The organism is Planococcus sp. MSAK28401, assembly GCF_018283455.1.
Taxonomy (GTDB): domain Bacteria; phylum Bacillota; class Bacilli; order Bacillales_A; family Planococcaceae; genus Planococcus; species Planococcus alpniumensis.
Map to the genome: position 1 here is coordinate 250,878 of NZ_JAAMTH010000001.1, position 24,633 is coordinate 275,510.

Here is a 24,633-nt window from a genome sequence, read left to right on the forward strand (position 1 = left end):
ACTTATGTAAAACATAGCACGATAAGCGCTTTCAGGAAAGCGGAAATGCTCTTGGGAAGAAAGTTGTAATTATCTGATTTTTTTAATTTGACCAGGGTGGTCGAATGTTGTATATTTAACTCGACCAGGATGGTCTAATTGTGTGGGAAAAGAGGAGGTGGACATCATCATTGCACGATTTGAAAGTTTGGAAGAAGGGAAGCAACAGGCCATCCGCCAGGCAGCGCTCGAGGAGTTTGCACAACATGGCTACGAGAAGGCGTCGACCAACCGCATCGTTAAAGCGGCAGGGATCGGCAAAGGAATGTTGTTTTATTATTTCACCAGCAAGCAGGAGCTCTACAAGTATTTGGTGAAGTATAGCCTTGAATTTATCCAGAGCCGCTATTTGGATCGAGTGGATGCAAAGGAACCGGATTTAATCGGACGGCTCACGCAGCTGGCCCGCCTGAAAATGGAAGCCCAAGCGGAAAATGAAGAAGTGTTCAAGTTCTCGGCTGTTTTCTTGCAAGAAGGTGAAGCGCATTTGCCGAAAGAGCAGGCAGTGAAAATAGAAGCATTGAAACAATCCGGCTATCGGCTTATGTATGAAGGTATCGACCATAGCCGTTTCCGAAAAGACATGGACCCCGATAAAGTGTTCCATTTGATTCGGTGGTCAATTGATGGCTATCAGCAAGAGCTGCTGGCCAAATTGACAGGGCAAAAACTTGCCGATATTGATTTTGCGCCGTATTGGGAAGAATTCTATGCTTATTTGGCCATTTTGAAAAAGAGCTTTTACGAAACGGAGGAGGAATCGTGATGACTGTCGTCAAAACACAAGGGCTCAGTAAAACCTTCGGAGATTTCAAAGCGCTGGATGGTGTCGACATCGAAGTGAAAGAAGGGGAAGTGTTCGGCTTCATCGGGCCGAACGGGGCAGGGAAGTCAACGACCTTGCGCGTCCTGCTCGGCATTTTGAAAGCATCCGAAGGCAGCGCCGAAATTTTCGGCAAAGATGTCTGGAAAGATGCGGTCGATATCCATAAACGGGTGGCGTATGTGCCGGGTGACGTCAATTTATGGCCGAACCTGACCGGCGGCGAAGTAATCGATTTGTTCGGAAGATTGCGCGGCGGCTATGATAAAGCCCGGCGCGATGAATTGATCAGCCGTTTCGGGCTCGACCCGGGCAAGAAATGCCGGACCTATTCAAAAGGGAACCGCCAGAAAGTGGCGCTGATCGCCGCTTTTTCCGCGGATGCGGATCTCTATATCTTCGATGAGCCGACTTCAGGCCTCGACCCGCTCATGGAGCGCGTGTTTTCGGAATATGTCCAGGAAGCGAAAACACAAGGCAAGAGCATCTTATTGTCGAGCCATATTCTCTCGGAAGTGGAAAAGCTGTGCGACCGGGTAGCGATCATCCGCAAAGGGCGCATCATCGAAACCGGGACACTCAAGGAAATGCGCCATTTGACTGGGTCCTTGATGTTCATCGAAACCGATAAGCCGATACCGGATTTGGCCGAGCTTCGGGGCGTACACCGTGTGCAGGCGTTCGATGGGGGCTGGTCGTTCCAAGTGGACGCCGATGAACTTGATGCAGTCGTTCGTCATTTGAGTGCATTTGGCATCAAGCGGATGGAAAGCCGGCCGCCGACGCTGGAAGATTTATTCATCCGCCATTACGAGGAAACGGAGACAGGAGCAGGAGGTGGCGTGTGATGAGCCAGCTTTTTGACCATACATGGAGTTTGATGCGTTTTATCCTGCGGCGCGACCGCGTCCGGTTGCCGATCTGGATCTTATCGTTCGTTTTCGTGTCGGCAGGAATCGTCCTCGTCTTCGACAATTTATACGGAGATGATATCGAACGCCAGGCCATTGCGGAGACGATGGAAAATCCGGCCATGGTCGCGATGGTCGGGCCCAATTACGGCGGGGCCGATTATACGACCGGTGCCATGACGGCACATGAAATGCTGGTTATGACCGCGGCGATTGTCGCCTTGATGAATATCTTGCTGGTCAGCCGCCATACGCGCGGCGACGAAGAGGAAGGGCGGCTTGAACTTGTCCGTGCGCTGCCGGTCGGGCAGTTGTCCAGTTTAACGGCAGTGCTGCTGGTGCTCACTGCTGTCAATACACTGCTTGCGGTATTGACCGGTGTTTCGATGGCAGCGCTGCAAGTCGAGAGCGTCGACCTTCACGGTTCGTTATTGTTCGGTGCAGCGCTCGGTGCGACCGGTTTGTTCTTCGCTGCATTAACGGCCGTGTTTGCACAACTTACGCAAAATGCCCGTGCAACGACCGGTTTGTCGATCGCCGCTTTGCTGGTGTTTTATATGATTCGCGCGATTGGCGACGTCATGAGCGAGGCGTTGTCGCTCACTTCGCCGCTTGGTTGGATCTTGCGCGCCAAGCCGTTTGTCGAAAACTTATGGTGGCCGGTACTGCTATCGGTCGGTTTGGCGTTGGCGCTGTCCATCTTGGCGTTGTATTTAAACCGCATCCGTGATCACGACTCAGGTTTTTTGCCGACGCGCGCTGGCCGTACGCAAGCCCCGGCGACGCTTCGCGGACCGTTTGGCTTGGCGTGGCGGCTTCAGCGCACCGGCTTGATTGCCTGGGCGGTCGCTTTGTTCATCCTGGGCATCTCGTATGGTTCGGTGCTCGGTGAAATCGAACGCTTTTTTGAAGGCATCGATTTGTTCCAGCAATTGATCGTCGAGCAGGAAGGCTTTAGCTTGATCGAATTGTTCATCCCGGTGTTGTCTTCGGTCATGGCAATTCTCGCCTCGATCCCGGCGATCATGGCAATGCTGAAAGTGAAGACAGAAGAAAAGAACGGGCGCATGGAACACGTCATCAGCCGCTCGATTTCCCGATGGCGCCTAGCGTTCAGCTATTGGCTGCTTGCCGCTCTGACGGCGATCACGATGCTGTTCTTGACCGGTATCGGGCTCGGCCTCGCAGGCAATGCCGTGCTTGCTGAAGATTTGCCGCTTGGCACGTATATCGGCGCTTCGTTCGTGTATTTGCCGGCAGTGTTGATCATGATCGGTTTAGCGCTCGTGTTCATCGGCTTTTTGCCGAATTTTGCGAGCGTCATCTGGCTCTACTTAGGTCTATCGTTTTTCGTTGTTTATCTGGGCGAGCTGCTGCAACTTCCGGATTGGGTGGAAAAGCTGACGCCTTACGGGTATATTCCGGGCATTCCACTAGATGAGGTGAATTACGGCGTGCTGGCTTTGATGATCGCAATTGCTGTGGTCCTTTCTGTGGCAGGGGCATACGGCTTCCGCCGGCGCGATTTGAAAACTTAATTTCAAGTGTTCTGGAGGCAGCGAAGCCCCAATGAATAAATTTAAAAATCCCCAGCGTCAAAATGCGCTGGGGATTTTTGAGTTGAATGGATTCAGTTGAATCTGAGAATGTGTTAAAGCAGCAGCCAGGCAGCGAGCGGGCTGAGCAATGCGCCAAGAACAGCGGCCAAGGTCATCGCCACGGAACTCATCGAGGCATCTTCCGGGCCGTATTCAAACGCTCTCGCTGTGCCAAGACCGTGTGCAGAAGCCCCGAGGCCGATGCCGCGGCCAATTGGGGAATCGATGTTCAAAAGATGCAGCAAATACGGCCCAAGCAGGATGCCCGTAAAGCCGGCAACCATTACGAAAACGGCGGCCAGCGACGGAATGCCGCCGATCGTCGTCGCGACTTGCATGGCGACAGGGGTGGTCAATGACTTCGGCAAAACCGTCAGAATCAGTTCTTCTGTAAAGCCGAGCCAGCGCGTAAACAAGGTTCCGCTGACGAGCCCTGCGATAACGCCAGCGGCTATTCCAGCAGCGATCGGCACCAAGTTTTTCTGGAGCAATTCACGATGCTTATAGAGCGGGACAGCAAGCGCGACGACAGCAGGGCCGAGAAAGGCTGCCACCCAGTCGCCCCCTTCCATATAGGTTTCATAAGGGATATCGAACAGGACTAAAATGGCCACGAGTGCTACCGTCGAAGTAATAACGGGATTCAAAGGCGTTTTGCGAACTCGTAGGTAGAGGAAATTAGCGATGGCGTAAGTCGTTACGGTCAGGACAGAGAACGCAATGGCTGCGGGAGTGAATGCCATGATTATGATTCCTCCTTTTGCGTGGCGCTGCGATTCGCAATGTATTGGCTGGCAAATCCGGCCGCTGCCATCGTGATGAGCGTGCTGATGGCTACGATCGGCAGCAATAAGACGCCTTTTCCGGAAAACAACGGGCCGTAGTCAACCACGCCGACCGTGGCCGGAATGAAATATAAGGAAAGAAAGCTTAATAAAAAAGTAGCGCCTGCGTCTATCCATTCAAGTGGGTAGATTTTCAGCAATAAAGCGCTGAACAACAGCAAAAAGCCGATGATGCTTCCGGGCATCGGCAACTGGAGCAAAGCTTGGATGGCTTCGCCAATCAGCAAAAATCCATACAGGACAAGCAATTGCAAAACGATGCGTACGATTTTCATGGGGCACCTCCGCCTTCCCGGCAGTTTTGGAAAACGATGGACGTCTTCATACATGTAGATATTTTACAGCAATGGACTGGAAATGCGAGTCAACAGTTTCGGTGAGTGAGGCGAAGTAACAGCAAGGAAAGGAAGAAAATGTTATAGCGCAAAAGCTCTGTGTAGCAAGCTTTCACTCGAATAATGAAATTTTCCGAAAACAAGAAGTTAGGACTTGCATTTTGTAGGGGATGTTGTAGTATTACCTTATGCAATATATCGCATACAATTATTTATTAATAGTATTTCGGGATATAAAAGAATGAATATTCAAAAAACGGAGGAGTTAGTAAGTATGGACAGCAAATTATCGATAAAGGCTTATCTTATCATTGGGACAATGCTTTTCGCATTGTTTTTCGGGGCAGGGAACTTGATCTTCCCGGCACAACTTGGCCAATACGCAGGCGAGAATGTTTGGTTGGCGATGGCCGGTTTCTTGACAACCGGCGTCGGTTTGCCGCTTCTCGGTATCTTGGCGATCGGCTTTTCGAAAAGCCGGGACTTGCAGGATCTCTCGAGTCGTGTGCATCCGGTATACGGTTTATTGTTCACCGCCGCACTTTATTTGACGATCGGGCCGTTTTTCGCATTGCCGCGGACGGCAGCCGTTTCTTATGAAGTAGGCATCGTGCCATTCATCGGGGACGGATCAGTCGCAATCGGCTTGATCGTCTTCTCGGTTATCTTTTATGTGGTCTCTTTATTGTTGTCGTTGAATCCGACGCAAATGGTCGACAGCATCGGCAAATTTTTGGCTCCGGCCATTTTGATCGTCCTCGGTATCTTGCTGGTCGCGGCGTTCGTGTCTCCGATGGGAGAGGCTGGCCCTGCACAAGAGGGGTACGCAAGCGGCGCCTTTTTGACTGGATTTACGGAAGGGTATAACACGATGGACGCGCTCGCTTCACTCGTGTTCGGGATCATCGTCATTTCAGCCGTTCAGAAAATGGGCGTCACTTCATCGAAAGGTTTACTGAAGGCGACACTTCGCAGCGGGGCTGTGGCAGCTGGATTGTTGGCAGTCGTGTACACGGGAATCGCGTTTCTTGGCGCGACCAGCACTTCGCAGCTGGGCCTTTTGGAAACAGGAGGGCCGGTTCTGAGCGGGGCTTCTGAACATTATTTCGGCACATTAGGCGCTATGCTGTTGGCAGTGATCATCACATTGGCATGTCTTACGACAGCAGTTGGCTTGACTGTCGCCACTTCAGAATTTTTCCATAAGCTGACGCCTGGCATCAGCTACCGCACATATGTCTTCATCTTCACCATCTTTTCGTTAGTGGTAACGAATGCTGGGCTTTCGAACATTATCACGTATTCAATTCCGGTATTGATGTTCTTGTATCCACTCGCAATCGTCCTGATCATGCTCGCGTTTATGTCGCCGCTATTCAACCACAGCCGCATCGTCTATGTATCAGCTATCGGCGTGACCTTCTTCATCGCGATCATCGACGGATTGAAAACTTTGACGGGTTCGCTTGGCATGGAAAATCCAACATGGCTCCAAAGCATCATCGACTTTTATGCAGAAGTCCTGCCGCTTTATGGCGATGGGCTCGGCTGGTTCGTGCCAGCTTTGGCTGCCATCTTCATTTCAGGCATTGTCGCCCGTTTGAGAAACCGCAGGGAATCGGAATCGCCCGCATTTACCAATCGCTAGAAAAAAGCTGTTTCCAACGTGTTCAACACGTTGGAAACAGCTTTTTAAATGCCTTTAGAAGCAGTCAATTCTTCGATGGTGCGGACCCAGTTGGATTTCATCAAATGTGAAATCTTCTCGGCGTCTCCGGCTTTGAGGGTTTCGATGATCTCAATATGCTCGTCATGGGAGCGCATCGTCAAGACTAAGGAATGGTGGAAAAACTGTCTGCGGACATGTGATTGAAGCTGGCCGAGAATGGAATCTATATATGGATTGCCGGCTGCATCCACGATGATTTGATGGAACTCTTCATCGATTTTCAATGCAGAAAAGGAATCGCTGTTACGGATAGCACGCGCAAATTTCCGGTTGGTTTCTTCCAAAAGCCCGAAAATCTCAGGAGTCAAATTTGGAATGGCCAATTCACCGGCAAGTGCTTGCAGCACAGCAAGGGGAGGCAGGAGATGTTTGATGTCTTCGATATGGATATCCGTCACGCGTGTCGCTTTGCCAGGAAACATTTCAATGAATCCTTGCACTTCAAGAAGCTGCAAGGCTTCTCGGATCGGTGTCCGGCTTAAATTGAGCGCTTCAGCGAGTTCGGTGTCGACCAGTTTCTCGCCAGGCTGCAAGGTGCCATCGATGATCCATTGCTGCAATTGCAAATGGGCACTTTCTTTAGCGGAAACGCGTACCGGCCTTGTATGGTCTACAGGAATCGGCATAGTAAATCTCCTTTCGAAATTATCTGACTCCATTATACACTAATTTACAAAACAGTAAAATGCAGAATGCGATATATCTGAAACAGCGATTTCTTAAGGTCAGTTTGATGCTCTCGGTAAAGGGAATAACAACATTATCAGGAAACTTTAAGGAGGAGCCGCCATGTTATCATTCGTTACCAGTAAAGACGAACAAACCCTTGCCATCGAAGTCGAAGGAAAAGTGACCAAAGACGATTTAAAGAAATTTGACAATGTCGTGTTCGAAAAATTCCGCAACGATGAGAAATTCAATGTTTATGCCGTGATCAATGATATCGATGCCCCTACAGCAGGCGCGATGTTTGAGGAGTTGGCCGTCGATGCTAAACGTTGGAGCCAGTACAATAAACTTGCGGTCGTCAGTGAAAAGAATTGGCTCGATAAAGTATCGGGGGCTCTCGACAAACTGCCTGGCGTGCAAGCCGAACATTTCCCAATCGACCAGATGGAATCAGCCTGGGATTGGATAAAGGAGAAGTGAAGAAATATGTTGTCAATTGTACCAAGTAAAGACATAGAAACGATCGCAATCGAAGTGGAAGGGCGTGCCAGCAAAGCCGACATCGAGAAATTAGACCATGTCATCCGTGACAAAGTGAGCGAGAAAGGCCATTTCAATATGTATGCGATCATCTATAAAGTAGAAGATTCGACTTTGTTCGATGCAGCAGACAGTGCAGAAATCGATCGGCATAGCTGGAGCCAAGCGCGCAAGTTCGCGGTTATCAGTGAAAGAGACTGGACCTCGGCAGCGAGCGGCTGGCAAGGCTTCGCGGACGGCCTGGAAACACGCCATTTCAAGCTCGACGAAATGAACGACGCATGGGAATGGATGCAACAATAACCAATGAATACAAAGCGTTCCGCGTTACTGCGGAGCGCTTTTTTCTGTTGAGAGGATTATGCAGATATAAAGATAGAAGTTGAAACTTAGTAATTACAATAGCTTGCGCTATGAGACTGCGTTGCAGAGGGACGCTTTCCGGAGGGCTCGCATTGAGCCGCTTCGTCGCTACGCAAAACCACGCCTGCTCAACTCTCACGATGTTCGAGCTTCGCAAACGAATACGCTTAATGCTTTCACGTATTCGCTTGCAGGGTCTCAATTGTCTCGCTATTCCTCCCGGAGTCGCCCTCTTCCACTCCGTCTCTAATTTTAGAAGGGAAGAAAATTTCTTTTGTTCACTCGATAGAAAAAGTGGAAATGCTTCCTGTTTTGTAGCTCAAGTCAACTTTGGTGTAGAGAAGCGAGCTAGTCCTGACACTGCCATCAACATTTTCGACTAAAGCACCAATGTGCCAGACTCTACATCTCGGGAAGCGATTCCCCAACTAGCCGGCAACTGATTGCAGAAGCCGAACAGACTAAACATTCTTCACTCAATGAAATCACTCAGCCGCCGAGCGTAAAGGGGTGAGCCGACGCCGTAAGACAGGCGTTCTTTCTGGCTTATGGCAAGAGGCCAACCCAAAGCACGGCGGCAACTACTCAGACGAAACTCAAACAAAGGCAAAAACTATTCAACATCTAAACTCCCATTATCTTTTCCAAGCATGTCCCGGGAAGCGATTCCCCCGATAGCCGGCAACTGACTAAAGAATCAGATTTGATTAAACATACTCGAATCAACGAAATCTCCCAGCCGCCAAGCGCCAAGGGGTGAGCCGACGCAGTAAGACAAGTGTTCTTCTTGGCTTACGGCTAAAGGCCAACCCAAAGCACGGCGGCGAATATCTCGATGAAGCGTCATTCGAAACATCCTAGCATTTCCACAAACTAACCCTCACTATCTCCACTAAGCTTCTTCAATACGCTCAAGTTCAGCACGCACGATGTGGAAGAGGTTCAAGACAATCGTCTTGCCCGCTGCATCTTCTACCGGAAGCAGGCTGACGGCAATGCCGATGAAATGATCTTCAAGCGCGCCTTCAATGCGGATGCCTTCCAGCACGTCCCCATTGGTCAGCAAGATGTTGTAAACGTAGAATTTCTTTTTCACGACGGCTCCTCCTTTCCTGATCCAATTCATTGAAAAGGGCATTTGAAAGTGGGCAGGGCGACGGATTTCCTTTACACTGATTATAATGCAAAACGCAACGGCATAGATAGGATGAGGAATTGTGAGAAACGAAATGACGGCAACAGTGAAAGATGTTTTGAGAAATGAATTGGCGAAAGGGTCTCCGCTCATCACAAAAGACGGATTGATGAGTGAAATCGACGCGCCGGAAGGAACTTTACTGCGCCTTGTTGATAAGGACGGGGAATATTTGGGCACCGGCTATTACGGCGAACAGAACAAAGGCGCCGGCTGGGTTTTGACAAGAAACCAGGACGAAGCAGTCGGCCAAGCCTTTGTTGAACGCAAGCTGGAATTGGCATTCAGCCGCCGCGAGAAATTCTTCAACAACCCAGAGACGACCGCTTTCCGTGTCTTCAACGGTGAAGGCGATGGTTTCGGTGGGTTGACGATCGATTACTACGCAGGATTCTACTTGCTGTCCTGGTATAGCGCAGGCGTCTACTCGTTCCGCGAAGACGTCGTGGCGGCGCTTCAGAATGTAGTGGAATGCACCGGAATCTATGAGAAAAAACGGTTCGATACGAAAGGCCAGTATATCGAAGGCGATGATTTCGTATCGGGAGAGCGCGGGGAATTCCCGTTGATCGTTAGAGAAAACGGCATGAACTTCGCGGTATATTTGAACGACGGCGCAATGACCGGCATTTTCCTTGACCAGCGCGATGTGCGCCAGGCGATCCGCACGAAATATGCAGACGGCAAAACCGTGCTCAATACCTTTTCTTACACAGGGGCCTTTTCCGTAGCAGCAGCGCTTGGCGGTGCGGACAAGACGACGAGTGTGGATCTCGCGAAACGCAGCTCAGCCAAAACCATCGAGCAGTTCAGCATCAACGGCATTGATTTTGACGAGCAGGACATTCTGGTGATGGATGTCTTCAATTATTTCAAATACGCGAAGCGCAAAAACCTTAGCTTTGATGTGGTCGTCCTCGATCCCCCAAGCTTTGCGCGCTCGAAAAAGCATGTCTTCAGTGCGGCGAAAGACTATACCAACTTGATGAAAGAAACGATCGATATTACAGCACCGGAAGGCTTGATTGTCGCTTCGACTAATAGCGCTTCATTCAATATGAAGAAATTCAGCCAAATGATCGATAAAGCATTCAAAGATAAAAACCAGAAGTACAAAGTGGTGGAGACTTATAGCCTGCCAGTGGATTTCCATGTCGATCGGAGATTTCCAGAAGGCGATTATTTGAAAGTGCTATTCCTCCGTTTACTGTAAGATAGGCTCATAAGCAGAAACAAAGAGCGCAGATGGGCATTCAAAGGCGAATGTGCAACTGCGTTTTTTGTGCGTTTTGCTGCTCGATTGGATTGGTTTATAATGGAAAAAGAATATGGTTACCTAATTTGGAGGCGGCACTATGGCAAAAGCAATTTCCTCATCATCGCTCGCGGGGAATCCGGTTTATCCGGTAATGTTCGCGATCGGCGGTGTTCATTTATTGAACGATTCCTTGCAGGCAGTGATTCCGGCAATGTTCCCGATTTTAGAGAAGGATTTGGGCTTGTCCTTCACCCAGCTCGGGCTGATCGCTTTTGCGCTCAATATGGTGGCGTCTGTCTTGCAGCCGGTCATCGGATTTGCGAGCGATAAAAAGCCGATGCCTTACGCATTGCCGCTCGGTATGGTGTTCTCGTTTATCGGGATCGCGGGCTTGGCGTTTGCGCCGGAGTATTGGCTCATTTTGCTGTCGGTGATTTTCCTCGGTTTCGGTTCTGCGGTATTTCACCCGGAGGGATCACGCGTGTCGTATATGGCAGCGGGCTCGAGACGAGGCTTGTCGCAATCGATTTATCAAGTCGGCGGCAATTCCGGGCAAGCGCTGGCGCCTTTGATCAGTGCCTTTATCCTCGTGCCGCTCGGCCAACGGGGCGCAGCGTTGTTTCTCTTCGTCGCAGCACTCGGTATTTTCGCGTTATCCAAAATTTCCGCCTGGTATAAGGCGCAATTAGAGCGCGACAAATTGGAAAAAGTGAAAAAGGCTGTGCTGTCTTCCTTGCCGCCTTTAACGAAAAAGCAAGTGGGTACTGCTTTGACGTTGCTATTGTTGATTATTTTCGCGCGCACTTTTTACATAACGACCATTACGAGTTTTTATATATTCCATTTAATGGATAATTACGGTGTGACAATCCAACAAGGGCAAATGTTCATTTTCCTATTTCTTGGAATAGGGGCATTCGGGACCTTTTTCGGCGGCCCACTTGCAGACCGCATCGGCCGCAAGCGCGTCATTGTGCTGTCGTTGATCGTACCGATTCCGCTAGCGCTTGCGCTGCCGTATGTGGCATTGCCGGTCGTTGCTGTCATTCTTTCCATATTGGGCTTTTTCCTCATGTTGAGCTTTTCCGTCATGGTCGTCTACGCCCAGGAACTCGTCCCGAGCAGAATCGGCACAATGTCCGGGCTGACAGTCGGTTTGGCGTTTGGCATGGGGGCTATTGGAGCCGTCGCGATTGGGGTGTTGATGGATTCGATTGGGGTTTATGAAACGATGATCATTATTTCCGTGCTGCCGATCCTCGGGCTGGTTGGCCTCGCTTTGCCGAAAGACCGGAAAATTGCTGCTGCGTAAATGGTTTGGCCGGATAGATAGGAGATGGAGTTATGGAATCAATACAGAAAAAACAAAGCATCAAGCCGTTTTTTACACTTTTAACGTCGATTAAAATCCCGAAATGGGCATTGATTTTCGGGCTGGCAACCAGTTTAGTCACGACCATCGTCGGCTTGCTCGTCCCGTTGCTGACGAGAGAGTTAGTGGACGGGTTTTCAGTGGAGGCATTGAGTGGAGGATTGATTGCCGCGCTTGCCGCTGCTTTTATCGTGCAGGCGGTCATTAACGGCGTATCGATTTATTTATTGAGCATGGTCGGGCAGCGGATTGTGGCTGGGCTGCGCGAGCGCATGTGGCTTCATTTGCTGCGTTTGCGTATTGGCTATTTCGACCAGCACGCAAGCGGGCAAACGGTGAGCCGTGTCGTCAACGATACCGGCATCGTCAGGAATCTCATCACCGATCATTTCCCGAATTTCGTGACCGGCATCATTACGATCATCGGGGCGGTCGCGATCCTTCTGGTGCTGGACTGGAAAATGACTTTGATCATGATGCTCGCAGTGCCGTTGACAATTGCCATCATGATTCCTTTAGGACGCAAGATGGCGAAGATTTCCCGCAGCTTGCAGGATGAAACCGCCGTATTCACGGGCGACGTCCAGCAGACGCTCGGGGAAATCCGCTTGATGAAATCATCGACAGCGGAACGAGTGGAAGAACAGCGCGGGTTGTCGGGCGTCCAGAAATTATACGGGCTCGGCATGAGAGAAGCGAAAGTCTATGCTTTGATCGGCCCGCTGATGTACTTGGTTGTCATGGTTGTTATCGTGATGATCATCGGCTACGGCGGTATCCGTGTATCGGAAGGGTCGATGTCGACCGGATCCTTAGTCGCTTTTCTTCTGTATTTGTTCCAGATTGTTGTGCCGCTCGCTACATTCGCGCGGTTCTTTACAGAATTGCAAAAAGCGAGAGGGGCGACAGAACGCATTATCGATATTTTGGAATTGCCGCTTGAAGAACAACAGCGCGGCATCGAACTGGACATCACCGGCAAAACGCTGCGCCTTGAAGACGTCAGCTTTGCCTACGAAAACGGCGAGCCGGTGCTGCAAGGCGTGTCGTTTGATGCGCGGCCTGGCCAGAAGATTGCGTTTGCCGGACCGAGCGGTGGAGGCAAGACGACCATTTTCGGGTTGATTGAGCGCTTTTACGAACCGACCGCTGGGACCATTACAATCGGTGATGTGCCGATTGGGGATGTGGCAATTGCTTCTTGGCGCGACCAAATCGGCTATGTATCGCAGGAAAGCGCCATGATGGGCGGGACGATCCGGGCGAATCTGACTTACGGCTTGCCGGATGCCGACAATTATCAAGATGAAGAATTGTGGCGCGTCTCCCGCATGGCGTACGCCGAGGAATTCATCGCTTCGTTTCCGGACGGATTGGATACGCAAGTCGGGGAGCGCGGTGTCAAATTGTCCGGCGGGCAGAGGCAGCGCATTGCCATTGCCCGCGCATTTTTGCGCGATCCGAAATTATTGATGATGGACGAAGCGACAGCGAGTCTCGACAGCCAATCGGAAGGCATCGTCGGGCAGGCGCTGGGCCGTTTGATGGAAGGGCGCACGACATTGGTCATTGCCCATCGCTTGTCGACAATCGTCGATGCCGATAAGATCGTCTTTATCGAAGGCGGACGGGTCACCGGTATTGGGAACCACCGAGAGTTGACTGGAAAGCATGCGCTATACCGCGAATTCGCCGAGCAGCAATTAACCTAATGTTTTGCTTGACCTTGACGCAACGTAAAGGTTTAAAGTGGAGTCATCAGGAGGTGGCGGCATGTATATAGTTCAGAAATTGGCAACGCTTGCCGGCGTGAGTGCGCGCACTTTGCGTTATTACGATTCGATCGGCTTACTGACGCCGCAGAAAAATGAATCCGGCTACCGAGTATACGGGAGCGCAGAAATTGACCGTCTCCAACTCATCTTATTTTACCGGGAGCTCGGCTTTGGGCTTCAAGACATCGCAAAGCTTTTGGATGACCCGGATTTTGATGAGACCGAGGCATTGATCGGGCAGCGGGAACAATTGATGCGGGAACGCAGCCGCCTGGACCTTTTGATTACAAATGTGGAAAAAACGATTTCCACAAAACAAGGGGAGAGTCGAATGGCAGATCATGAAAAGTTCGAAGGATTCAAGAAGCAGCTGGTCGAGGACAATGAAACGGCTTTTGGAAAAGAAATCCGCGACAAATATGGCGACGCGGAAGTTGACCGTTCCAACGCCAAAATGCTGGGCATGGACGAAGAACGATACGAAGCATTCAAGTGCCTTGAGCAAGAGATCCTAGAAAAGCTGGAGCATGCGCTGAAAGAAGGCGAACCAGCGGGAGCCGTGGGACAGGAAGTAGCCGATTTGCACCGTCAGTGGCTCGGATTTACATGGGGCAGCTACGAGCCGAAAGCGCATGCCGGACTGGCGGAAATGTATGTCGCGGATGAACGCTTCGCGGCCTATTATGAAAAAGCCGGTGAAGGGGCAGCGCAATTTTTGCGGGATGCGATCATCGCCTATACAGATCAGCAAAGTAAATGAAATTGAGCCCGCCTGCTTGCGGGCTTTTTTTGGTTTCAATCATCAAGGCAGGGGAATGGAGTAAACAATAATAAGAGAAGACGGGGGTGGGAAAGGTGCTGACAGTGATGAGCTTTAATATTGCATCAGGTAAACGAATCGACGGAAAGCTGGATCTTGAACTAACGGCCCAGGCAATTGAACAAGGAAAAGTGGATGTCGCTGGATTGCAGGAAGTGGACAGGAATTTTTCCTCCCGCAGCCGTTTTTGGGACCAGGCCAAATGGCTGTCCAAGCGGCTCGGCATGCACATGGCGTACGGGCCGAATTTGGTCGATAGGGGAGCCGGTGGCGGGCGCCCGAAGCGTGAATACGGCAACGCCATATTGAGCCGTTATCCAATCGTGTCCTCCCAAAACCATGATTTGAGCGCAGTCGAAGTCCATCCCGAAGAATTCGAGCCGCGCGGTATGCTCGAAGCGATCATTGAAATGGAGGGGTTCCGGTTTTCTTTCTATAACACGCATCTATCGCTGATTGACGAGGAAGTGGACCGCAGCTTGACGGAAATCCTGACTATTATAACCGATAACCCGCTTCCCCAAGTGCTGGTGGGGGATTTTAATGCTGCGCCTTCTACCAAGCACGTCAAGCGATTCTCCAAGCATTTTTACAACGCGTTCGGTTCGGGACCTTATCCGGATACGTATAAAAAGCAAGGCGACCACGGCCAAAAAATCGATTATATTTTTCACGATGCCCATTTTCAGGCGATAGAGGCATGGATCATCGACACAGAGGCATCAGATCATGTGCCAATTGTGGCAAAAATCAGAAATTTACAAAACCATAACAATATTTAACACATATGTCATTTGAAAAAACGCTGACCCTGTTATAATAAAGGGGACAATTGCAGCTGCCACTGATTCGTTTCAAAGTGAAAAGGAGAGGGTCGCATGCACGGCGATGCCAGCAGGACACCAACAGTGAAAGTGATGTCGTTCAATATTGCTCATGGAATGGGAATGGACGGCCAAGTGGATTTAGAAAGAACCGCACAAGTGATTGAAGCATCGGGGGCCACCATTGTAGCGCTCCAGGAAGTCGACCGTTATTTTTCAGACCGCAGTTTTTATATGGACCAGGTCGAATGGCTATCCGAACGGCTCGGGATGTACGCCGCATATGGCGCCAATCTGAACCAAGCGCCGGATGATCCGGAACGCCCGAACCGCCAATACGGCAATGCCACGTTAAGCCTTTACCCAATCAAATACGCAGAAAATCATTTTTTGACGCAAGTCGTTACCGATATTTACAATAATGAGCAGCGAGGCGTTCTCGAAACAGTAATTGAAGTCGGGGGCACATACCTCAAAGTGCTGAATACCCATTTAGCGTTGAAAGATGAAGAGCTTGAAATGAGCGTTGCGGAAATATTAGAGATTGCAGGCAAAAGCCATTTTCCTAAAATCATTGCGGGTGATTTCAATGCACCGCCGACACATCGCCATTTGGCCCATATTCACCGGACCATGACAGATGTCTTCCTGAAAACGAAGCGAGGCGACGCCTATACGTATCCGTCTCCTTATGAAAATCACGAAACCGGCGAATCGTTTAAGCCAATGACGCGCATCGATTATATTTTTGCCGACCACGGCTTTGACGTGCGGGATGCAGAGAAAATCGAAACAGCTGTATCGGATCATTTGCCGATCACGGTAGAGCTCGTCTGGACACAGAAACATGACGCGGCTGCGATCATTGTTCCTGCAGCTCAACCATCCAAACAAAAAATTTAAAAACCAAAAACCGCCGGCAAAATTGCCGGCGGTTTTTTATGCATGGATCGCTCAAGCGAAGCTTTTTTGAGTGGTGGTCTTGGAGCGGCGCGCGAGTTTGACGAGCAGATAGACAAGCGGCGTGTCCGCTGCTGCAACGATCCATTTGAATACATACTGCGTCAAAATCATGGCGGCCAAAGCCGACAGCGGCATCGTCCCATAAAAAGCGATCGTGATGAAAATCGTCGTATCCACCAATTGGCTAACCATCGTCGAGGCATTATTGCGCAGCCATAACTTCGACTCGCCGTTTCTGGCTTTTAATTTATGGAAAATCGTGACGTCCAAGTTTTGGCTGATGAAATAAGACACCAAGCTCGCAAGCGTCACCCGGAAGCCGGCCGAAAAAATCGACTCGAACGCTGCCTGGTCCGCAAAAAATGGCGCAGACGGCAAGTGGATGGCCGCAAAGATGAACGCCAGGGCCGCGAGTTGCGTGATAAATCCGGCCATGACCGTCTGGCGCGCGGCTTCTTTGCCGTATACTTCCGCAATCGTGTCAGTGATGGGGAACGTGAAGACATAGACGATGACTGCAGCTGGCAGCACCGCCCACTCACTGATGGAAAATAATTTTACGGCCAAGATATTCGACAGGATGAGCAAACCGACAAAAGCGCCGTTTAAATAAAGTAGCATGAACGGCTCTCCTTATCGGTTGGTGATCGTTTCCGGATTCATGTCGTGGTTCATCATCCGGTACGTCGCCATTTCTTCGTATTTCGTGCCAGGCTTGCCATAGTTCGTGTACGGGTCGATCGACAAGCCGCCGCGCGGAGTGAATTTGCCCCATACTTCGATATAGCGCGGGTCGAGCAGCTCGATTAAGTCATTCATGATGATGTTGACGACATCTTCATGGAAATCGCCGTGGTTGCGGAAGCTGAACAAATACAGCTTCAATGCTTTGCTTTCGACGAGTTTCTTGTCGGGAATGAAGCTCAAGTAAATCGTCGCGAAATCCGGCTGGCCGGTTTGCGGGCACAGCGAAGTGAACTCCGGGCAATTGAATTTGACGAAGTAATCGCGCGTGTGGAGATTGTCGATCGCTTCTAGAATGCCTGGGTCGTATTCAAATTTGTAGCGCGTGTTCTGGTTGCCGAGCAAAGACAAATGCTCGAGTGTCTCTTCGTTTCTTCCTGCCATGTGTGTGGCCTCCTTATAATGGGCCGGCTGGGGGAGAGCTATAAAAAATTCGGACAAACGAAAAGCCGAATCGCATGTGGATTCGGCTTGATTTCAAAATCCATAGTTTTTTATAGAGGGTGGAATGCTATGAACCTCTCCCGTTGCCGGGTTATTTAATTTCCTGCCTTATCGTATAAGATAGGGGCGGTTCTGTCAATTGTTGGTTTGGGAATGAAAGGGGGTAGGCTTTTAATCTATAATTTGCGGTCGAACATTTAGACACATAGTAGAGAAGTGAGTAGAAAAGCTTCCGCCTTTCGACTGCGTTGCAGGGGCACGCTTGCCGGGGGGCGGGTGTTGAGCCAATGTGCCAAAGAGCGCGGCACAATTGTCTCGCCAGCCCGCTCAGTCCCCCAGGCGTCGGCCCCTTCCACTTCGTCTCTGTGTTTAGAGTGGAAGATCGTTTATTAAAACTAGTCGATAAAAAGTGTGGAAATGTGTCGGGCTTTGTAGCTCAAGTCATCTTGATCAATAAAGATGTAATTGTAAATTTTGTTCCAATTAAAAATTTTCTATTCAAGTATCTTAAACCTAGACACCAAGTCCCAGGAAGCGATTTCCCCACTAGCCGGTAACTGATTATAGAAGCAGATCTATTTAGTCATGCTCCACACATTGAAATCTCTAAGCCGCCAAGCGCCAAGGGTGAGCCGACGCAATAAGACAGGTGTTCTTCCTGGCTTATGGCAAGAGGCCAACCCGAAGCAGGGCGGCGACTACTAAACTGAAGCGCAAATAGAATTACGGGACAATGAGACAAGCAACCCCTCGCTATCTTCTCACACGCTTGATCTGGGAAGCGATTCCCCCACTAGCCGGCAACTTTGCAGAGAAGCAGATCAATTTAAACAGTCAATATACAATGAAATCTCTTAGCCGCCCAGCGCCACGGGTGAGCCGATGCCGTAAGACAGGCGTACTTCCTGGCTTATGGCAAGAGGCCAACCCAAAGCAGGGAGGCGACTACTAACATGAAGCTCAACTAATGAACGGGAATGATTCCACAAACAAACCCTCGCTATCTTCTTTTCCAGCAAATAAAAAAAGCTAGAGACAGAATCTCTAGCTTTTCATTATTAATGGAATGGGCACCCTGATTGCACAGTTGTGTTCTTCTGTTCGTGATAGAACACATTGTCTGGGCGGTTTTTCAGTTTTTGCACGTCTTTTAAGATTAAGCGGCTTTTTGGCATAGTTGGCATGCGGGACATGTCGTAGGACAAGTCTTGTTCAGGCACGCTGTATTTCAAGTTCTCCGCAAAATATTTGAAGATTGATTGCATATACATGACCGTCATCCATTCGCCTGCGCAGCGGTGTCCGGTATGGTGGTCGCCGCCGCCTTGAGGGACGAAGGAGAACGGGCTGCCGTTCCATGTACTGAAACGTTCTGGAATGAATTCATCGGCGTTGTCCCAAGAGTCCGGGTGATGGTTCGTGCCGTAAAGGTCCAGGATGACGCGCATGTCTTTTTTGAAATGGACGCCGTTCCAGTTGAAATCTTTTTTGGAGATCGCTGCCATAACCGGTGCGAACGGATAATAACGGCGCACTTCCTGGGCGAAATTGTGGCTGTAATTGTTTTCGTCTGCCTGCAGTTTGCCGCGCGTGACCGGATTTTCGTGCATCGCCATGACGCCGAAGACGATAAAATAAGCTGTAGCGATCATCGGGCGGTAGGCATTATTCAAATCGACAGCTGCCGTCTCGAGGTCGAGCAGCTTGCCGTTCGGTGACCGGTGATGGGCGACGATATACGCTGCCGTATAGGCCGGCGGATTGTATTCGCCTTTACGGATTTGCTTGATGATTTTTTTCAGCCAGTCTTCGTGCGCATTGCGCGCTTTCATGCCTTCAAGGTAGCGCCCTTCAGTGAGGCCGAATGAATCGACCATCGTCACGAGTTCCCATGTGCGCTGCTTGACTTCACTTTCTTTCATCGGAAGCCCTGCCCAGTGGATCATGGAGCGCGTGAAGATTTCTTCGATTTCATCCAATAGGACGACTTCGTCCATCTGCTCCCATTGTTCGGCCTTGGCATCGAGTTCTTGGATCATCATGCGTTTGGCATCTTCCAAACGCTCAGGTGTCATCATCGACAGGAACATGCGCTTTTGCTGGTGATGGTCTTCGCCGTCGCGGCCGTGGACCGCACCTCGTCCGAATAGCGTTTGCTCAAGCGGAAGCGGCGCTGCGCCGCTGCGTTTGAAATAATCATTATTGTAGAACAGTTCAGCCGCTTCTTCGCCGGCCATGCACACTACCTTTTTCCCCATCAAGCGGGTTTCGAAAATATCCGAGCCAAGTTCTTTGCGGCGGCCGGGCAGGAAATCGAATCCTTCGCCGAGAAGGGATAAGGTATTGTCCAATTCTTTTGCTTTCGGGATCGGGTGCTTCACTTTCATGTAACGTCAGCTCCTTCAGTATGTTCAATGCGGGGGATTCACCTGTTAAGTTGAATAGTCATTGTAGGAAACCATACCCTTCTGGCGCTTGGGTAAACGCCTCTCGAATTTCCGGATGGTGCATATCAAAAAGCTGGAGTAGGCGTTTTTTCATGGTACACTTAAAGCAAAAGATAGGCTGAAAGGAGCGGCAAGGATGACAAATGGATTCGGCGGCTTATCCCGCCAAGCACTCGAATGGGTCGAGTCGAAATGGCCGGGAGCAGTGCTAGAAGAAGCTGTTCCCTTGGAAGGCGGGACTTCTTCACTGCTTTATGAAATTCGCGCTAGCAAAGATGGAGAACAGCAAAGCGTCGTATTGCGGCTTCACCATAAAGGGGAGTGGCTCGACCAGGAACCTGATTTGGCAAAGCATGAAGCGATGAGCCTGGAGCTTGCAGAAAAAGCGGACATTCCGGCTCCGCATATTTTAGCGTTCGATGAAAGCGGCGAAGCATGCGGCATGCCAGCCGTATTGATGACGAAAGTTCCAGGAGCGGTCATCTTGCCGCCCGCCTACGATTCAGCCTGGCTTGATGGGCTTGCTGAAACGCTTGCTGAAATCCATCGCCATAAAGCGGAAAGCTTTCCTTATGAATATTTCGCCTATAATGATGCACGGCGCCTCGAGCGGCCGAAGTGGTCGCGTGTAGAAGGCGATTGGATGCGCGCATTTTATATCGTAGCCGCGGGTGGTCCGCCGGTTGAGTATTGCTTGATCCATCGCGATTATCACCCGGGAAATATTCTGTGGGAAGAGGGGCGCGTCAGCAGCGTTGTCGATTGGGTCAATACGTGCCGCGGGCCGGCGGGGGTCGATGTCGGGCATTGCCGCGTCAACTTGGCCCAGCTTTACGGCACACGGGTCGCAAATGAATTTTTGGATGCTTACGAACGCCATGCCGGTGAATCGTTTGCTTACGATCCGTATTGGGATTTGCTGTCGCTGATCGATACCTTGGATGGCAGCCCGGCAGTCTACCCTGGATGGAAGACGTTCGGCATGACCGGTTTGTCCGATGAATTGGTTCGTTACCGCTTGGATGAGTATTTGATGAGCTTGATGGACCGCTTCGATGATTTCTGAGCTGTGGGCCTGAGGTTTGATTTCTCCGAGAAAGGCAATATATATAGCACAAGCAAGTATTTGGAGGAGGAGTCATAATGACGGACGAACAGCAAAAGAACTTGAAGCAAGAACTCGAAGCGCAATTGAAATCGCTCGAGCAACGAATGGAACATACAGAGGAATTCGAAACTAGCGAATTATCCAATTACGATAATCACCCAGGCGATAACGCCACTGATTTGTATGACCAGGAACGCGGAATGGCGATGGAGCAGTTCAAGGAAGAAGAGCATGATGATGTAGTGGCTGCGCTTAAAGCCATTGAGGACGGTACGTATGGAAAATGTGCAGTATGCGGTAAAGACATTCCGTATGAGCGGCTTGAAGCCATTCCTACTGCACTGACTTGCATCGACCACGCCGACCATAGCTTGGATTTGGAAAGCCGCCCATCAGAAGAAGATGTCATCGGATCGTCAACAGACCGCCCGGCCAAAACGGAAGACAGTCGAATCCGTGATTACGACAACAGCTTTGAAGATGTCGAGAATTTCGGTTCCTCGGACGGCCCTCAAGACCAGCCAGGTGAAGACCAGGAAGATTTCTATAAAGACAACGAGGCAGAAGAAGACGAACAATTTAAATAAGCTAGTCCCGGCGCTTGCCGGGGCTTTTTTTCTTCCAAAAAAAAAATACAGGAAAGAGGCGTCTGGATGGAACACTTGCAGAAACAATTCTTGGCGTTGGAGAACAGCCATCTGGCACCGGTGGCCAGAGGATTGAACCGGAATATGGCCGACATCCTGGATGCTGAGTTTTTCGAATTTGGCATGTCGGGAGGAACTTGCCAGCGTTCCGACTTTAATGGGGACTATGATTTGCAAAAAGATGACTATCGCATTTCCCGCTTTGAAGCAAAGTCTCTCGGCCCGGAGTCGGTCCTGACAATATATGTATTGGAGAACCGGACGACAGGGATATGGAGCCACCGCAGCTCAGTATGGAAAAAACGCCAGGACGGCTGGAAGCTGTTCTTCCATCAAGGAACGAAGACAGATGGTTTCAAGAAATGGGAATAGGGAAAATGAAAGACAGGCATTAGTTAAAGGAGGATAATCTATGGAGCATGCGATTGTGTTATTCGATGGAGATTGCAATTTCTGCGATTCCAGTGTGCAGTTCATCATCAATCATGACCCGGCAGGTTATTTTCAATTCGCTTCCCTGCAAAGCGAAATCGGACAAGAGCTTTCCAAAAAGCACAATGTCCCGGACGACGTTGACAGCCTGGTGTTGATTGAAGGAGGCGAAGCGTACGTGAAGTCAGAAGGTGCGCTCAAGATTTCACACCATTTGACGGGCCTTTGGAAACTGGCGTATCATCTTCAGCCATTCCCGCGCGTACTTCGCGACGGCGCATACGACGTCATCGCAAAAAACCGCTATAAAGTATTCGGCAAGCTCGACAGCTGCATGCTGCCGCCTCCGCATATCCGCAAGCGTTTTTTGGATCAATTTTAAATACAGAAAGGGCGGTTCCAGTTTTTCTGGAACCGCCCTTTTTTATATGAAACTGTCTTATAGTTGTTCATTATAGGAAATTCGAAAAGCGCCAATAATGGGCCGCGATTGGATCGGCCATCCAGGCAAGCCCTTCGCTTTCGGTCTGGTGAAGCGGCTGCCATGTCCCACCGTCCCCAAGTTTCAAGTAAATCTCGTGATTCGGCGACTGGTCATGGACCCCGATGAAATCATATACGCCGTTTCGGTAAAATGTTGCCGATAGTTCATAATCGATATTCGGCGATGTCGTCAGCGGGTTTCCGACGCTGTGGGTGAGTAGGATTTCGGTTTTCAGTGGTGTTTCTTCCGATATTTTTGCATCGACGCCTTCACTCGAAGCGACATCCGCTTTACGGAATTTCTGGCGCCAATTATAAGCGATGCTGGTACCGATATCTTTGTCGAAATCGAATGTGCTGTGTTGTTGTGCCAGGTTGACGATGGAATTGGTGAGTGAGCGATAATGTTTGGATTCAGGGTCGAATGTGCGGTTATCGCCCTGGAAATAAGGGTTCGGTGATGTCAGGTTGGGATTTTTCAAAACATCATCGGGCAAAAAGGTTAGATAACGCAAATGCCATTTTAGCTCGGGAGGCTTGCCTTGGCCCTCCTTGAGCAATTGATTGAGCGGGGCGATTTTTTTCGACAGCCAGAATTTTTCTACGGCCGCCTGTTCTTGCGACGAACCCAGGTTCAATGCCCCGAATATATTAGCGGCGAGCGATTTGATTTTGCGTAATGGGCTTTCGGCCCGTTCGACTGGGCGCCTTGCGCGTACCCAATATATCACTTCACGGTCTTCCGGCACATTCCGGTCGGTGAATTGGGTCTTGTCGATTTTCGCTACTTGCTCGCCGTCGCGATAAATTTCGTATTCGTCGATGCCGTCGATTGCGCCCCAAGCGAGTGAGATCCGCTCACGTGAAACGATGGTCGATAAGACGATCTGTTCCAATTGATTGATGCAATCGGGATCGCGCTTTTCGGTGCCGGTCAAAAGTTTCAAGGCTGTAACCCAGCTGCCTTGTGCGGTTTGGCGTTCTATCGTGTAACAGAACAACTCGCCGGCACTCAAACCTTCATCGCGAAATGATGATTGTGTGCCTGTATAGACGATTTCTCCGTCTTTTTTGATCTGTGAAACTTCATCCGTCGGTGTCCAGGAAAAAGCAATCATGCTATCGGTTTGTTCCAATAATTCGATGTCCCATTCTTTGTTCATTGATGAGCCTCCTTTTCGCTTGTGATAAGGTATACCCGTTATTTGGAAATGATGAACATGTCAAAAAAACTCATTTTGTTACACAATTTAAACATTTCAGATAATAAAGAGCGTTATAATGAAGGTAGATGAAAGAGCTAGCGGAGTTTCGGTTTAAGACAAGTTGTTGGAGAGGGGAGATGGCTGAATGGTGAGGATGAATCTGGAAAAAATAAGGGATTTTAGTAATTTCGACGAAGCGGCTTCGTATATTCTCCAAATTCTCAGCAAACAAGCAGGCATGAATAGCTTCTATATTGCGAAGCAAGAGGCTGGCGTTTCAAAAATCATCAGGGTACATAACACGAAACATCATTTAATTGAAGAGGGGGCAGCATCCCCCCTGCCAAGCATGTTGTCGGCTTTGAGCGTCGAGCATGGGGCGCAGGCATTGATTATCGAACATATTGGAGAACATGAATTGACACGTTCTCTGGGAATTGCGGATGGATTCGAAACAGGGTGTTTTATCGGTGTGCCGATTTTTTATGAAGACGGTTCAAGCTATGGCACTGTCTGCGGCCTTGACGATGGGCCATGCGAGCTGCCGGCGGATTTGCCGTTCATCTTTGAAACGCTCGCCACTTTATTGACGTATGTCTTAGAGCTCGAACGGGCATACGGGGAAATTGAATCGCTGGCTGCGCCGCTGGTTCCCATTGTCGGGAAAGTAGCGATTTTGCCGATCATCGGCGAAGTCAGGGCATTGAGGGCACAGGCCATCATCGACCATGTCATGCATGGTTGTGCAGAAAAAGGCATCGAAGTGCTGGTGATCGATGTCTCCGGTGTATCACAGATCAATTCACAGGTCGGTGAATATTTATTGAAACTTGTGAAGGTTTTAAGGTTGATCGGCGTCCGACCAGTAGTGACAGGCATTCAGCCTTATATGGCGATGAAAGTCCCTCATTTCGCCGAGGCATTAAAAGGGACGATAATCGAGGCGAATCTCGAGACAGCGCTCAAGCGACTCGGTTTCAGCTTTCAAATAGATTAAAACACGTCGATTTTGCCGATGCGGCTTATCTTCGGTCTGTTCAAAAGGCCATTTCCTTTAAAATAGG

At 49.9% G+C, this 24,633-nt stretch carries 25 protein-coding genes and 1 riboswitch; of the genes, 17 read left to right on the forward strand and 8 right to left on the reverse strand.

The features are described 5' to 3' along the window. Positions 1–142 precede the first annotated feature (142 nt). Genes G3255_RS01385 through G3255_RS01395 form a run of 3 tightly spaced genes read left to right on the forward strand, consistent with a single transcriptional unit; the run spans position 143 to position 3,311 of the window. On the forward strand, positions 143–805 hold the full coding sequence (locus G3255_RS01385) for a TetR/AcrR family transcriptional regulator (RefSeq protein ID WP_349291400.1): 663 nt from the start codon (positions 143–145) through the stop codon (positions 803–805). Next, positions 805–1,710 (forward strand): ABC transporter ATP-binding protein, encoded by a 906-nt coding sequence (locus tag G3255_RS01390; RefSeq protein ID WP_211652950.1) that lies wholly within the window; start codon positions 805–807, stop codon positions 1,708–1,710. The genes G3255_RS01385 and G3255_RS01390 overlap by 1 nt, the downstream gene beginning before the upstream one ends. Next, on the forward strand, positions 1,710–3,311 hold the full coding sequence (locus G3255_RS01395; protein WP_249222036.1) for an ABC transporter permease: 1,602 nt from the start codon (positions 1,710–1,712) through the stop codon (positions 3,309–3,311). Before G3255_RS01390 ends, G3255_RS01395 begins: the two co-directional genes overlap by 1 nt. A gap of 113 nt (positions 3,312–3,424) precedes the next feature. On the opposite strand, the gene G3255_RS01400 is transcribed toward G3255_RS01395, so the two are convergent. Then, complete coding sequence (locus G3255_RS01400) at positions 3,425–4,114, reverse strand: LrgB family protein (RefSeq protein WP_211652952.1); 690 nt, start codon at positions 4,112–4,114, stop codon at positions 3,425–3,427. Positions 4,115–4,116: 2 nt separating this feature from the next. Next, positions 4,117–4,491 carry a CidA/LrgA family holin-like protein gene (locus tag G3255_RS01405; protein ID WP_211652953.1) on the reverse strand — a complete coding sequence of 125 codons (375 nt, stop codon included), beginning with the start codon at positions 4,489–4,491 and terminating at the stop codon, positions 4,117–4,119. Between the two features lie 334 nt (positions 4,492–4,825). Between G3255_RS01405 and brnQ the strand changes: the two genes are divergently transcribed. After that, positions 4,826–6,199 (forward strand): branched-chain amino acid transport system II carrier protein, encoded by a 1,374-nt coding sequence (gene brnQ, locus G3255_RS01410; RefSeq protein ID WP_211652954.1) that lies wholly within the window; start codon positions 4,826–4,828, stop codon positions 6,197–6,199. 44 nt (positions 6,200–6,243) lie between these two features. Here brnQ and G3255_RS01415 read toward each other — a convergent pair whose 3' ends face one another. Beyond that, positions 6,244–6,906, reverse strand: a complete 663-nt coding sequence (locus G3255_RS01415; protein WP_058382044.1) for a GntR family transcriptional regulator — start codon at positions 6,904–6,906, stop codon at positions 6,244–6,246. A gap of 163 nt (positions 6,907–7,069) precedes the next feature. Between G3255_RS01415 and G3255_RS01420 the strand changes: the two genes are divergently transcribed. Together G3255_RS01420 and G3255_RS01425 are read left to right on the forward strand one after the other, a co-directional pair. Further along, complete coding sequence (locus tag G3255_RS01420; RefSeq protein ID WP_211652955.1) at positions 7,070–7,429, forward strand: SpoIIAA family protein; 360 nt, start codon at positions 7,070–7,072, stop codon at positions 7,427–7,429. Between the two features lie 6 nt (positions 7,430–7,435). Further along, a complete protein-coding gene (locus tag G3255_RS01425) occupies positions 7,436–7,792 on the forward strand; it encodes a SpoIIAA family protein (protein ID WP_211652956.1) in 357 nt (118 codons plus the stop codon). 952 nt (positions 7,793–8,744) lie between these two features. Here the strand turns inward: G3255_RS01425 and G3255_RS01430 are convergent. After that, on the reverse strand, positions 8,745–8,948 hold the full coding sequence (locus G3255_RS01430; RefSeq protein WP_211652957.1) for a hypothetical protein: 204 nt from the start codon (positions 8,946–8,948) through the stop codon (positions 8,745–8,747). A gap of 121 nt (positions 8,949–9,069) precedes the next feature. Between G3255_RS01430 and G3255_RS01435 the strand changes: the two genes are divergently transcribed. From G3255_RS01435 to G3255_RS01460, 6 genes are all read left to right on the forward strand, one after another. Further along, positions 9,070–10,260 (forward strand): class I SAM-dependent rRNA methyltransferase, encoded by a 1,191-nt coding sequence (locus tag G3255_RS01435; RefSeq protein ID WP_211652958.1) that lies wholly within the window; start codon positions 9,070–9,072, stop codon positions 10,258–10,260. 142 nt (positions 10,261–10,402) lie between these two features. Then, the gene (locus G3255_RS01440) at positions 10,403–11,617 is read left to right on the forward strand and encodes an MFS transporter (RefSeq protein WP_211652959.1); all 1,215 of its coding nucleotides are present in this window, start codon (positions 10,403–10,405) and stop codon (positions 11,615–11,617) included. Between the two features lie 32 nt (positions 11,618–11,649). Next, a complete protein-coding gene (locus G3255_RS01445; RefSeq protein ID WP_211652960.1) occupies positions 11,650–13,389 on the forward strand; it encodes an ABC transporter ATP-binding protein in 1,740 nt (579 codons plus the stop codon). Between the two features lie 61 nt (positions 13,390–13,450). Further along, positions 13,451–14,212, forward strand: coding sequence for a MerR family transcriptional regulator (locus G3255_RS01450; RefSeq protein ID WP_211652961.1), 762 nt, complete (start codon positions 13,451–13,453; stop codon positions 14,210–14,212). Between the two features lie 95 nt (positions 14,213–14,307). Beyond that, positions 14,308–15,054, forward strand: a complete 747-nt coding sequence (locus G3255_RS01455; RefSeq protein WP_211652962.1) for an endonuclease/exonuclease/phosphatase family protein — start codon at positions 14,308–14,310, stop codon at positions 15,052–15,054. Positions 15,055–15,150: 96 nt separating this feature from the next. Beyond that, positions 15,151–15,999 carry an endonuclease/exonuclease/phosphatase family protein gene (locus tag G3255_RS01460; RefSeq protein WP_211652963.1) on the forward strand — a complete coding sequence of 283 codons (849 nt, stop codon included), beginning with the start codon at positions 15,151–15,153 and terminating at the stop codon, positions 15,997–15,999. A gap of 51 nt (positions 16,000–16,050) precedes the next feature. Here the strand turns inward: G3255_RS01460 and G3255_RS01465 are convergent, their stop codons facing one another. The 3 genes from G3255_RS01465 to G3255_RS01475 all read right to left on the reverse strand — a co-directional run bounded on the left by G3255_RS01465 (position 16,051) and on the right by G3255_RS01475 (position 19,634). After that, positions 16,051–16,680, reverse strand: a complete 630-nt coding sequence (locus G3255_RS01465) for a queuosine precursor transporter (protein WP_211652964.1) — start codon at positions 16,678–16,680, stop codon at positions 16,051–16,053. 12 nt (positions 16,681–16,692) lie between these two features. Further along, complete coding sequence (gene queF, locus G3255_RS01470; RefSeq protein ID WP_058382035.1) at positions 16,693–17,187, reverse strand: preQ(1) synthase; 495 nt, start codon at positions 17,185–17,187, stop codon at positions 16,693–16,695. Positions 17,188–17,283: 96 nt separating this feature from the next. Further along, a riboswitch (PreQ1 riboswitch) is annotated at positions 17,284–17,331 on the reverse strand. A 974-nt stretch (positions 17,332–18,305) separates the two neighbouring features. Further along, the gene (locus G3255_RS01475; RefSeq protein WP_211652965.1) at positions 18,306–19,634 is read right to left on the reverse strand and encodes a cytochrome P450; all 1,329 of its coding nucleotides are present in this window, start codon (positions 19,632–19,634) and stop codon (positions 18,306–18,308) included. 196 nt (positions 19,635–19,830) lie between these two features. Between G3255_RS01475 and G3255_RS01480 the strand changes: the two genes are divergently transcribed. From G3255_RS01480 to G3255_RS01495, 4 genes are all read left to right on the forward strand, one after another. Beyond that, positions 19,831–20,760, forward strand: coding sequence for a phosphotransferase family protein (locus G3255_RS01480; RefSeq protein WP_211652966.1), 930 nt, complete (start codon positions 19,831–19,833; stop codon positions 20,758–20,760). 77 nt (positions 20,761–20,837) lie between these two features. Then, positions 20,838–21,389, forward strand: a complete 552-nt coding sequence (locus G3255_RS01485) for a TraR/DksA C4-type zinc finger protein (protein ID WP_211652967.1) — start codon at positions 20,838–20,840, stop codon at positions 21,387–21,389. A 66-nt stretch (positions 21,390–21,455) separates the two neighbouring features. After that, a complete protein-coding gene (locus G3255_RS01490; RefSeq protein WP_211652968.1) occupies positions 21,456–21,821 on the forward strand; it encodes a nuclear transport factor 2 family protein in 366 nt (121 codons plus the stop codon). Between the two features lie 40 nt (positions 21,822–21,861). Beyond that, positions 21,862–22,263, forward strand: coding sequence for a thiol-disulfide oxidoreductase DCC family protein (locus G3255_RS01495; RefSeq protein ID WP_058382030.1), 402 nt, complete (start codon positions 21,862–21,864; stop codon positions 22,261–22,263). A gap of 70 nt (positions 22,264–22,333) precedes the next feature. Here G3255_RS01495 and G3255_RS01500 read toward each other — a convergent pair whose 3' ends face one another. Then, positions 22,334–23,527: a hypothetical protein gene (locus tag G3255_RS01500; RefSeq protein ID WP_211652969.1), complete on the reverse strand. Its 1,194-nt coding sequence runs from the start codon at positions 23,525–23,527 to the stop codon at positions 22,334–22,336. Positions 23,528–23,714: 187 nt separating this feature from the next. On the opposite strand from G3255_RS01500, the gene G3255_RS01505 reads away from it, so the two are divergent. Then, the gene (locus tag G3255_RS01505) at positions 23,715–24,566 is read left to right on the forward strand and encodes an STAS domain-containing protein (protein ID WP_249222037.1); all 852 of its coding nucleotides are present in this window, start codon (positions 23,715–23,717) and stop codon (positions 24,564–24,566) included. The last annotated feature ends 67 nt before the right edge of the window (positions 24,567–24,633 follow it).